The organism is Kordiimonas lipolytica (genome assembly GCF_001550065.1).
Genome location: NZ_LRUB01000007.1, coordinates 38,532 through 49,975 on the forward strand (window position 1 = coordinate 38,532; position 11,444 = coordinate 49,975).

Consider the following 11,444-nt stretch of genomic DNA (forward strand, 5'->3'; position numbering starts at 1 on the left):
CTTTCGGCCAGGCATTAAAAAAGGGACCGGTAGTCGGTCCCTTTTTTTGTTTTCCTATGACTGGGACTATTCCGAAGCTCGCTTCCTGAGATCCAGGGCGTAATCCATAATGTGGAAGATAACATTCTGCTCGATGGTGCCGCGCACGATATGGGCCCTCGGGCCGATGGCGAACAGCCCAACGTCTTCGCCGCCGTGGGTTTCGCTGCGGGTTGGTACCAGGGCTTGCGGGCGGAAGTCTGGAGCCGCGATGTCTTCTTCCGTCAGATGCTTACGCTCACCCTGCACGGCGCCAGGACCGTTCTGGTAGGCCAGTGTGGTGTATGGCTTGCCATCTTTTGCCAACGTCGGCTCCGTTTCACCAGGCCCGGTTACAAGGCCGAAAATCGGGTTACCACGCTTGGGGTAGCCAGCCATGGTGAAAACATGGCTGTGGTCAGCGGTTACAAGGATCATCGTCTCGTCCAGATCCACCATTTCCATGGCTTTGCGTACAGCCTTGGACAGAGCAACCGTGTCATAGAGCGCGGCTTTGGCGCTGCCCCCGTGATGGCCGTGATCAATCCGCCCGGCCTCAACCATGAGATAATAGCCGCCGTCATTTTTCTGCAGCATCTTGATGGCGACTTCGGTCATTTCGGCGAGGTCTGGTTGCTCGTCACCGCGCTGGGCTTCGAACTGCATGTGGGAGTTGTCGAACAGGCCCAAGAGGCGCGATGTGTTGGCTATATCGACCTGCGCCAGACTTTGCTCGTTTTCCACATAGGCGGCACTGCTATCGCTTGCCATCCATTCCTGGGTCAGGTCGCGTCCGTCCTTGCGGCGACCTTCCCCTGTGCCCAAGGGTTGGAAGTTGCGACGCCCGCCGCCCAACGCCACTTCTAGGCCGTTCCCGCCGATCGGGTTTAGTATTTGTTGTGCGATGTCCCTACAGCCGTTTGCCACAGCTTCTTCCGGAAGTTCGCCATCATTTTCCCAGCCACGACTTGGGCTGTGAGCATAGACCGCGGCAGGTGTCGCGTGTGTCAGGCGCGCGGTGCTGACAATTCCGGTCGCCATGCCGATTTTCTCAGCATAGTGGGCGAGCGGCGTCAGCGCAGTTTCCATTGCCCCGGCACACTGGCCGTTTGGCTGGGTTGGTGCTGTGTTGATAACGCCAATACGCGTTTTCGAGCCGGTATTGAGTGCAGATGCTGTGCCGGCAGAGTCTGGCACCTGTGCGTCGACATTGTAGGTTTTGACAAGGGCCGTATATGGGAAGCGTTCGAAGCTGAGATAGTTTTCCTCGCCAGACTTGCCTTGCATCTGGCCTTCCAGAATGCGCCCAGCCGTCAGCGTTGAAATACCCATTCCGTCACCAACAAAGAGGATGACATTCTTGGCCCGTTTTGTGTTTACCGGCTCGGCGGCCTTTTCCGCGACGACCCGTGCGCCTTCTTCGAGCCACGTTTCAGCTGTGCCGGTGTCTTCAGCCTGCGCGCTTGCAGTGAACAATGTGGTGGCCAAGGCGGTTGTCGCGATTGCCACAGATTTCAATCCAATGTTTTTCATAAAGTCCTTCCCGGAACTCGAAATGATATGTGGGCGCACATCGCCCTTCTTTTAGCAAACTCGACGACAGCTATAAAAGGCAAATTTAGACTTATTGTGACAGTAAGACTGTGATCTGTCACGGCCAGGTGAAATGGATATAAACTTCTGTCTCAGAGTTTATCGGAAGATCGCATTTTCTCCTCCGCTCGTCGTGTAGGCATCGCGTTCCGCCTCTGATCTGCCAATCTCTCCTTACCGGCGCAAAGCAAAAACAGCGTGAGAGAAAGCCGGACTTGAAACACAAGCGACACACAATCCAAAGCGAGGAGAATACAATGACTATCCGTTTCATGAAAAAGACCGCTATCGCTGCTGCAGTTTCCGCCGCGACCATGTTTAGCGGGGCGGCGCAGGCAGGCCATGACAGTGGGCTTAACGCCTGGGCTGAAAGCGCAGGAAGCAGCGTTGACAAGGTGATGACATATCCGGTTTTTGCAGCCCGCAAAGGTGATCAGGGGTACGCCAGCTTCCGTGTTACAGTCAACCGGGCAGGGGATGTGGTGGCGTCCGACCTGCTGCAGCGCACAGACAGTCCACTTTTGAATTCCGCGGCCAGGCGCGTTGTGGAACGTGCCGACTTTCCGGCGCTACCGGCAGACTTTGATGGCAAGGAGCTGACATTCTCACTTCAGCTGAATTACGCCCTGGCCGGGTCTGCGATGGAACAGCGCAATCTGATGCGAGAAGGCCGCGTTACCGGTCGCGAGATTGCTGGCAATCGCGGTCCTCTGACCGCCAGCATATCGTTCGAAAGAACGGCAAGTGCGGATTGATGGGTTGGGCGAGACTCAGGTGATCTAAAAGGCAAGAAAAAGGGGCTGGTCAGCCCCTTTTTTTGTTTAGGCCAGGCGAAGCCCCTCGATAGGTTTGGGCCGCTGGCCCGTGTATGCAAGTGCGAGGTCGGCAATCTCACACATGTAAGCCTTTAGGATTTTGTCTTTCTGCGAGGCATCGTTTCCTGCAAGCAAATACTGGGTCGAAAGATGGTTTAGTTCGGCTTTTGCTGCTGCTTCTGTGTCGAGTTGTGGAACCTTGGGAATGTATATCAGCGAGGTGGCATTCAGCAGATGTTCTGCCTGGTCGCTGCCTTTCAGGTCATCCCTGATTTGTGCCAGCATGTCATTATCACATACACCCAGTCGCAAACGATGCATTACTACGTTCCATCGGTCGACTATAGTGGGTTCGGCTATGCGTTGATAGAGGCCGTCCAAGCCGGAAAGCGTTTGTTGCTGGATCATTGTGGTCAGAGCGTCATCCCTGACGATTTTCATTAGCAGAGGTGTGAAAATGTCTGCCCGCAAAAGGTCAAACTGAGCCAGGAGCGCATGCTCCATCGAAGTTTGTGTCTGCAGCGAGTGAAGCATTGCATGATATAGCGCATATGGCTTTTTGTGTGATTGCGGAGCGTGGAACAGGCCCGCAATCCTGTGATTTACTGCTTGCTCGCGTGTCAAGGTCCTGGGCTTTGTGGACGCTGCCTTGTCCTGAACCTGTTGAATGAGCATGCGATAGATGCTCTCGTAGCTGTATTCAGTGTTCATTCTGTGCTGTCCGGCCTGCGCAATAGCTTTGGCTTTCTCAGGATTTTCCAACAAATCCAGCAGCTTGTGTTCAAAGTTTCCTTCATCAAACAAGACGGCCTCAGTACCGTCTCTAAAATATTGGTCCAGCTTCAAGTCACCGATTGGAAACACTGCATCATATTGCATCATGGCGGCACCCGCGTTCATGATCTCACAGGTGCGGTAATTATAGGGGCCATGCTGTCCAACAGAGTTGAGAGCAATTTTACTGCGTCTCAGGTGTTGAATATATTCTGTCCTCGTCAGTCCGGAAATCGCCACGAGGTTATAGCGGCTCCCATATTTTTTCTTGAACGCCTCGAACAATGTATGGGTCTTTTTGCGAAAGGCCCCATACGCCCCTTCAGAACTGTTGCTGAAGCTAAGCAAAAGATCGATGTCTCGTTCTGTGTCGTCGAGTGGGGGGATAATGTCTTTAAATGACCCCCAATTGCCACCGAAAGGCAGGTCCAAGATTATCTTATCTGGAAAGGCGTTTCCGACGAGCTCAACATAACGCGCGGAAAGCGGGCAAAGAAAATCATAGAAGTGGGAAAAGTTTTCAATTGATAGCGTCAGGTGTTGATGGCACAGCCCGCCGACAGTTGGAAAAGGCAGCTTTTCGAGGCCAATTGGAAGCACACTCGCGCCACATATCTGGGGGTCCCAATAGAGGTCCGGGCCAAATCCGCTGGGAAGCCGATCAATAGCGTCACTTAGTGACGTGTTTCCTATTGTGAGGTGGAGGCGGTCGACTTCATTGCTCTTTGGCACTGTTGTAGTGATGGACACAACGTCAGCGACGCGCATCAATGGCACAGTGTGAAAGTTTGGAAAATGTTCTGAATTGATCAAGCCCAGAAGTATTTTAGGGCGGGGTTGCTGCATCAAGTGTGCATTTTTTACCCGGAAAATATTTCGGGCCCTGAGAAAATCCTGACTTAGTTCAAGGCCTTGGCCAGCCAGTTGCTCATAGAGGTTTTCCAGGTCGTGGATATATGCGATGTCGCCATTCGCCGCACTTTCCATCTGTTGAAGCTTGTTCAACAGCGTTTGCGTAGATTGCATTTGGTAGCTCCTTTGATTTCTTCTAGTTGAAATCAAAGCAAATCAAATACCAATTGCGTCACATATACACTAAAGTATATGTTATCTGCAAAATAATACTTTAGATTTAATAAGCGCAATCTAAAGTTTAAAGCTATTTTTGAGGGATAGGGGCGTTAGCGGCGCAATTCGCGCATTGCGCGGTCGATACCGCTTACGGTCAGAGGGAACATTCGGTCTTCCATCAGCGTTTTCATGATCTGGATAGATTGTGAATAATCCCAGTGCGTTTCCGGGATGGGATTCAGCCATACGGCCCGTTGATAAACCTGTGTAAGGCGGTTCATCCAGACCTCGCCGGACTCTTCGTTCCAATGCTCAACCGAGCCCCCTGGATAGGTGATCTCATAGGGGCTCATGGAAGCGTCACCAACGAAAATGACCTTATAGTCGTGCGGATAAGTGTGCAGGACATCCAAAGTGGAGATGAAGTCGTTGAAGCGGCGGCTGTTTTCCTTCCAAACCTTTTCGTAAAGACAATTGTGGAAGTAGAAGAATTCCATATGCTTGAATTCGGCCTTGGCGGCAGAAAACAGTTCCTCACACACTTTGATATGCGGATCCATTGATCCGCCAACGTCAAAGAACAGCAGCACTTTTACCGAGTTGTGCCGTTCAGGAACCATCTTGATGTCCAGGTAGCCCTGGTGCGCTGTCGCACGGATGGTGCCGTCCAGGTCCAGCTCGCTTGCTTCGCCTTCGCGGGCAAACTGCCGAAGTTTCCTGAGAGCTACTTTGATATTGCGGGTGCCAAGTTCGACGCTGTCGTCAAGGTTCTTGTATTCGCGCTTGTCCCAGACCTTGATAGCACGACCGTGGCGGCCTTTGTCCTGGCCGATCCGAACGCCTTCGGGATTGTAACCATAGGCGCCGAAAGGGCTTCTGCCGGCAGTACCAATCCATTTGTTGCCGCCTTGGTGGCGCTCCTGTTGCTCTTCAAGGCGCTTTTTCAGCGTTTCCATGATCTCGTCCCAGCTGCCGAGGGACTTGATCTCCTCCATTTCTTCTTTCGAAAGATAGAGCTCAGCAAGTTTTTCCAGCCATTCTTCAGGGATTTCCATAGCTTCATCGCCGATAAACTCGATCCCTTCGAATGTCTTGCCGAAGATACGGTCGAACTTGTCCAGGTTCTTTTCATCCTTCACGAAGGCTGAACGGGCGAGATAGTAGAAATCCTCCACGCTGTAGTTTGCACAGCCGGCCTTCATGGCTTCAAGAAGCGTCAGATACTCCTTGATGCTGACCGGGACACCGCCGTTTTTCAGATCGTAAAAGAAGCTGTTGAACATGGCCGTCAAGCCCCTTGGCGCCTGTTCATGAAGGCAAGTCGCTCAAACAGATGCACGTCCTGCTCGTTCTTGAGAAGTGCACCATGAAGCGGCGGGATAATGGTTTTCGGGTCTTTCGATTTTAGCACATCCAGCGGCAGGTCTTCGGCCATCAGGAGCTTGAGCCAGTCCAGGAGCTCACTGGTTGATGGTTTTTTCTTCAGGCCCGGGACTTCCCGGAGCTCGAAGAAGACATTCAGGGCTTCCTTGACCAGACTTTGCTGGATGTCCGGATAGTGAACCGCGATGATATCTTTCATGGTTTCCGCATCAGGAAATTTGATGAAATGGAAGAAGCAGCGACGCAGGAAGGCATCTGGTAGCTCTTTCTCGTTGTTGGACGTGATGATCACGATGGGGCGATTTTTCGCCTTCACAGTCTCGCCGGTTTCATAGACATGAAACTCCATTCGGTCGAGTTCCAGAAGGAGGTCATTTGGAAATTCGATATCCGCTTTGTCAATCTCATCAATGAGAAGGACAGGTGTCTCATCGCAGGTAAAGGCTTCCCAGAGCTTTCCCTTCTTGATGTAGTTATTGATATCCTTGACTTTTTCGTCGCCGAGCTGGCTGTCTCGCAAGCGGGAAACGGCATCATATTCATAAAGGCCCTGCTGCGCCTTTGTGGTGGATTTGATGTGCCATTCAATAAGCCGACAGCCAAAGGCTTCCGCCACTTCGTTAGCCAAAACGGTTTTTCCGGTTCCTGGTTCACCTTTGATAAGGAGAGGGCGCCTTAGCGTCGCAGCCGCATTCACGGCAACCTTGAGGTCATCGGTGGCGACGTAATTTTCGGTGCCAGCAAATTTCATTTTTTCTACTCCTGAAACAGACAAATCGAATTGCTACTTACGTAGCGCATATGCTCTCGATGTCCAGCCCAAGCTTTTGAAGAAGGGGGAGGGGACGACAAGCTTTGAGAAAACGCAAAAAGCCTGTTCCGCACCCATTGGGGCAGATACAGGAGAACTATTCATCTTCAGCTTAGGCTTGAGTAATGCTAGCGCATCAACCGTTTAAAATGGGTTAACTCAAGCCTAGGCTTTATCGTCTACTGCCAGTCCAGCGACATGCCGATAGTAAGACAGAAACTCCAGGATCGATTCTGGTGGGAACTGTTTGATTACGTCACCGGTTTCGGTGTCGATATTCTTGTAAACAAACCGTCCTGTTTCGTCGTCTTTATCGATACGCAGCCGCGTATTCGGAGCCTGCTCCTCTTCCGGAAGGAAGCCTTGCAGTGCCTCAGCCGCCCGCTCCAGCGGTGTAGCATTGGCATTCTGAACCTTTTTCTCAACAGCGGAAAGAGGTTCAACTCCTGACGTTGGCCCGCTTTGGGGCTTGATGCCTGTATAGCGGTCGACGTCATTCGAGGCTGGCTTGGCAGATTTTGCGCCTTGCAGGTCTAGGACCTGAGCGCTGCCGCCTACTTTTCCAATCTCAGTCATCGGTCCACTCCTGAAACAATGGATGTTTTCATTGTTTCGTTAACGTTCATGCTCTTGCCTGGGCGAAGGGTGGGCCGCCTTGGGTGCCGGATGGCGGCCCACCGATCAGCTCAAATTAACGGAAGAGCCCAAGTACGGTCGAAGGCGCCTGGTTGGCGATCGACAGTGCCTGCAGGCCAAGCTGCTGCTTCACTTGCAGTGCTTGCAAGCTTGCAGATTCTTTGGCCAGATCCGCGTCAACGAGGTTACCGATACCAACTTCGATGGTATCAGACAGTTTGCCAACGAAGTCTTTCTGCAGCTCAAGACGTTTCGCACCAGCGCCAAGTGAAGACAGTGACGTGTTCACGTTACCAATGGATGCCTCAATGAGGTCAACCGCAGCGGATGCGTTAGCAGCCGTGTCGATTGCCGTAGCAGAGGAAACGGTCACAGTGGTGCCGCTGAGGGCCAGGTCCTGTGCAGGAATGGAGATCGTGTTGGAGCCGTCGTCGTTAGTGATTGCAACGATTGAGCTCGAGCCGTCAACCGCGTTGGTACCGTTGAATTCGGCGTTCGATACGATCGATGTGATCTGGGCACGAAGCTGAGTGAACTCGTCATTCAGGGCGGTACGGCTGGCAGTATCAAGGCCTGCGTCTTTTGCAGCCACAGCCTTCTCTTTCATTTCAATGAGAAGGTCGGAAACTGCTTCACCTGCAGCCACAGCCACGTCAATGGTAGAAAGCGCGCGGTCCAGGGAGGACTTCACAGCGTTCAAACCGGAAACGTCGCCACGCAGTTTTTGCGCGATCGAGAATACGGCAGCATTGTCTTTTGCAGAAGCTACTTTCAAACCCGTATTAATACGGCTTTGCACCGTATTGAGGTTACTACTCGTAGAATTAAGGTTTTGCAGGGCAGCAAACGCGCCCGCATTAGTGTTTACCGAAAAAGCCATTTTGCTTCTCCTTTTTGGAGTTATTTAACGGGCATTTTGCCCTAAGGACCTTTTGTCCTAGCGCTTAACTTGCAATATTAGTGCCACTTAGGTGGAAAATGGAAACTTATTTAACTATTTGTAAACAATGGAAAATATTGGATTTGGTCAATTTTAGGTATAATTTATAGGTAGGCAAAATTTTCCACATTTGAGAAGTGGGGTGACTTTTTGCCTAGTGGAGGGGAAAAAAATGCCGGGTCGGCCCAAAGGCCGGCCCGGATGTCTGATATGGCTTTATTGGAAAAGACTTACGGCAGCTTGAGGTGCTTGGTTGGCAATTGAAAGCGCCTGCAGGCCCAGCTGCTGCTTCACTTGCATCGCTTGCAGCTGTGCAGATGCTTTTGCCATGTCTGCGTCAACGAGGTTGCCGATACCGACCTCGATCGTATCTGAAAGCTTGTTGGCAAACGACTGCTGCAGTTCGAGACGTTTTGCGCCAGCGCCCAATTCAGAGAGTGACTGGTTCACATTTGTGATCGACGCTTCAATCAGATCCACGGCTGCAGACGCGTTGGCTGCAGTGTCAATCGCAGTGGCGCTGGAAACCGTCACGGTGGTACCGCTGAGGGCCAGGTCCTGCGCAGGAATGGAAATTGTATTGGAACCGTCGTCGTTGGTAATGGCCACGATAGCGGCGCTACCATTAACGGCATTTGTTCCGTTGAATTCCGCATTGTCGACAATGGATGTGATTTGGTTGCGTAGTTCTGTGAACTCGTCATTCAGTGCGGTGCGGCTGGCAGTGTCAAGACCTGCGTCTTTTGCGGCCACTGCCTTTTCTTTCATTTCGATGAGAAGGTCGGAAACGGCTTCGCCGGCGGCAACAGCAACATCGATTGTCGACATCGCGCGGTCCAAAGAGGATTTCACAGCATTCAAGCCTGACACATCTGCCCGAAGGCTCTGTGCAATAGAGAATACTGCTGCGTTGTCTTTCGATGAAGCCACTTTAAGCCCCGTGTTAATCTGCGTTTGTACTTTTCCGAGCATCCGATCTGTGCTGTTCAAGTTTTGAAGTGCGGACAGGGCGGATGCATTGGTGTTAACTGAAAAAGCCATCTCTGGTCTCCTTTCTGAGAGTAATAACTGAGCCTTTTGCTCTTGGCTCTGGATAGCGCAAGGGGCGTGCCAGTTTTAATGCATTGAAAGTTATGGAGAATTTGCATTTCTCAGTCGCGGATGGAGGGGGTGCGGCAGAAGTTGCAGGCAAAGATTGCCGTTTCAGGGCAAAAAGTGTGCATAAAAAAAGGGGCCCTGAGGCCCCTTAAAGAATGTGATTTCGAGGAACTGCTTAACGGAACAGTCCGAGTACCGTCGATGGTGCCTGGTTGGCGATCGACAATGCTTGCAGACCAAGCTGCTGTTTAACCTGCAGCGATTGCAGCTGCGCACTTGTCTTGGCCAGGTCGGCGTCAACGAGGTTACCGATACCAACTTCGATGGTGTCAGACAGCTTGCCTACGAACTCTTTCTGCAGTTCCAGGCGTTTTGCGCCAGCACCAAGAGCGGACAGCGAAGTGTTCACGTTGGAGATGGAGGCCTCGATGAGGTCAACTGCAGCGGATGCATTAGCGGACGTGTCGATTGCCGTTGCAGAAGATACTGTCACAGTGGTGCCGCTGAGGGCCAGATCCTGTGCAGGGATGGAGATCGTGTTGGAGCCATCGTCGTTAGTGATCGCAACAATTGCGTTGGATCCGTCAACCGCGTTGGTGCCGTTGAATTCAGCGTTCGATACGATCGATGTGATCTGGCTGCGAAGCTCAGTGAACTCGTCGTTCAGGGCAGTACGGCTAGCAGTGTCAAGGCCAGCGTCTTTTGCAGCCACAGCCTTCTCTTTCATTTCAATGAGAAGGTCGGAAACTGCTTCACCTGCCGCCACGGCCACGTCAATGGTAGAAAGCGCGCGGTCCAGGGAGGACTTCACAGCATTCAAACCGGAAACGTCGCCACGCAGTTTTTGCGCGATCGAGAATACGGCCGCATTGTCCTTGGCAGACGCTACCTTCAGGCCCGTGTTAATCTGGGTCTGAGTTTTGTTGAGCATGTTAGTGGTGGAGTTGAGGTTTTGCAGAGCTGCAAATGCACCAGCATTGGTGTTAACAGAAAAAGACATGTTGTTTCTCCATTCTGAGATGTCGTTTGAGCCTTTTGCTCATGAAAGCCTTTTGCTTTCGAAATTCAACATTGCATGGGGTGTGCCAATTTTTCCCATTGCTCGGAAAATAATGCCCACAGTATTGAAAATACTTATCTTTTTAGCTTTCTCGGTGCGGATAAGTATCGGGCTGGCTTGTTGGGGTGGGGCGGCAAAAAATGCCGGCTAGGAAAAAAGTGTCATGAAAATTCGGCAAAAATTGCCGAATGGGGCAGAAGTTGCCTAGAGGAGGGAGTTGATTGGCTTTTGGTCTTGTGGTTGCTGTTGCGCATCATTGTTTTCTTCTTGAGCGCGTTGTTGCAGCCTGGCCTGGTCTGCAAGACCTTCCATAATCGTGCGATTGATGTTGATCAGGTCGTCTATGGATTCTTCACCGCGCACAACAGCGGAGGAATGCTTGGATACCCAAATAGACAGCGAGATGATACCGGCGCGGAGCTGCGGGGGGAGGCCATTGCCTTCGGTGCCGCAGTCTGACGATAGTACGGACCACATCCGTCTGTTCCAATCCAGCGCCTCTACCATTTCCTTGTCGCGGATGTTTCGGTCTTTAGCCTTGATAAGGGCGTTGGTGACCTCAGCGAAAAGCCTATATTCCACCTGGCTGGGGTTTTCGGCCGAATGCTGAGCTTTCTGGTAAGCTTGGTATGACATCTACTTTTCCGTTACTACCTTCTACTACCTTGTCTCACGTTCCCCCAAGTCTCGTCTTCTCGAAAGTGATCAGCTTTTTGCAGTTCATTAGTGCTCGATAATAGTTCTTTTCCATTACGTCCCGGCTGATTGAAACGCAAAGTTCTACAGCGTCAGGTGTGCTGATAGCATTCATGAATTCCGTCATGCGTACGACAAACTCTTCATAGTATTTGTCGACTTGTCCCTGATCCATATACATCAGCATGATTGGGAAATAGATGCGCCGAGCTGGTGTCGTAATGTCTTCTTCCTGCAAAATATCCTTTTCTCGTAAGATCGAGGCCTTGTTGTGGACGATCAACGTCGTCCTCCTGTCGGCATTTGCAATTACCGCGCCATTAATCACCAGTTTCTCATCAGGCTTTAAAGAAAGCTTTAACGCCATTCATTCCTCCCCAATGGTCGTATTCTATTTGTCACCCAGAGGGACAGTTTCTGCCTATATCATAAGGCATTAATCTTAATACGCCATAAAATAATTGATTGGCACCTGGCTTGCATCCGCCACTTGATGGTGCATAATCAATACGCCAATCGCCAGACTATTGGAAAGACAGAAGGAGTTTG

Annotated in this window: 12 protein-coding genes; 2 read left to right on the plus strand and 10 right to left on the minus strand. The window is 51.5% G+C overall.

Going from position 1 to position 11,444, the window contains the following annotated elements; all coding sequences use genetic code 11:
• Positions 1-66: 66 nt before the first annotated feature.
• Positions 67-1,551, minus strand: coding sequence for an alkaline phosphatase (locus KORM41_RS03955; protein WP_068144862.1), 1,485 nt, complete (start codon positions 1,549-1,551; stop codon positions 67-69).
• 317 nt (positions 1,552-1,868) lie between these two features.
• On the opposite strand from KORM41_RS03955, the gene KORM41_RS03960 reads away from it, so the two are divergent.
• Positions 1,869-2,366: an energy transducer TonB gene (locus KORM41_RS03960; protein ID WP_068144865.1), complete on the plus strand. Its 498-nt coding sequence runs from the start codon at positions 1,869-1,871 to the stop codon at positions 2,364-2,366.
• Between the two features lie 66 nt (positions 2,367-2,432).
• Here the strand turns inward: KORM41_RS03960 and KORM41_RS03965 are convergent, their stop codons facing one another.
• From KORM41_RS03965 to KORM41_RS03995, 7 genes are all read right to left on the minus strand, one after another.
• Positions 2,433-4,226: a glycosyltransferase family protein gene (locus KORM41_RS03965; protein ID WP_068144870.1), complete on the minus strand. Its 1,794-nt coding sequence runs from the start codon at positions 4,224-4,226 to the stop codon at positions 2,433-2,435.
• 155 nt (positions 4,227-4,381) lie between these two features.
• Entirely contained in the window at positions 4,382-5,554 is a 1,173-nt protein-coding gene (locus KORM41_RS03970; RefSeq protein WP_068144873.1) for a vWA domain-containing protein, read from the minus strand.
• A 5-nt stretch (positions 5,555-5,559) separates the two neighbouring features.
• Positions 5,560-6,405 carry an AAA family ATPase gene (locus KORM41_RS03975; RefSeq protein WP_068144876.1) on the minus strand — a complete coding sequence of 282 codons (846 nt, stop codon included), beginning with the start codon at positions 6,403-6,405 and terminating at the stop codon, positions 5,560-5,562.
• 225 nt (positions 6,406-6,630) lie between these two features.
• A complete protein-coding gene (locus KORM41_RS03980; protein ID WP_068144880.1) occupies positions 6,631-7,041 on the minus strand; it encodes a flagellar protein FlaG in 411 nt (136 codons plus the stop codon).
• 115 nt (positions 7,042-7,156) lie between these two features.
• Complete coding sequence (locus KORM41_RS03985) at positions 7,157-7,981, minus strand: flagellin (protein ID WP_068144883.1); 825 nt, start codon at positions 7,979-7,981, stop codon at positions 7,157-7,159.
• 276 nt (positions 7,982-8,257) lie between these two features.
• Positions 8,258-9,082, minus strand: coding sequence for a flagellin (locus KORM41_RS03990; protein WP_068144886.1), 825 nt, complete (start codon positions 9,080-9,082; stop codon positions 8,258-8,260).
• Between the two features lie 232 nt (positions 9,083-9,314).
• Entirely contained in the window at positions 9,315-10,139 is an 825-nt protein-coding gene (locus tag KORM41_RS03995) for a flagellin (RefSeq protein WP_068144888.1), read from the minus strand.
• A 19-nt stretch (positions 10,140-10,158) separates the two neighbouring features.
• Here KORM41_RS03995 and KORM41_RS22150 point away from each other — a divergent pair, with 19 nt between their 5' ends.
• Positions 10,159-10,350, plus strand: coding sequence for a hypothetical protein (locus KORM41_RS22150; protein ID WP_231727129.1), 192 nt, complete (start codon positions 10,159-10,161; stop codon positions 10,348-10,350).
• A gap of 53 nt (positions 10,351-10,403) precedes the next feature.
• On the opposite strand, the gene flaF is transcribed toward KORM41_RS22150, so the two are convergent.
• Positions 10,404-10,835, minus strand: coding sequence for a flagellar biosynthesis regulator FlaF (flaF, locus tag KORM41_RS04005; protein WP_082719731.1), 432 nt, complete (start codon positions 10,833-10,835; stop codon positions 10,404-10,406).
• Between the two features lie 34 nt (positions 10,836-10,869).
• Positions 10,870-11,262: a flagellar biosynthesis repressor FlbT gene (gene flbT / locus KORM41_RS04010; protein ID WP_068144896.1), complete on the minus strand. Its 393-nt coding sequence runs from the start codon at positions 11,260-11,262 to the stop codon at positions 10,870-10,872.
• Positions 11,263-11,444 lie beyond the last annotated feature (182 nt).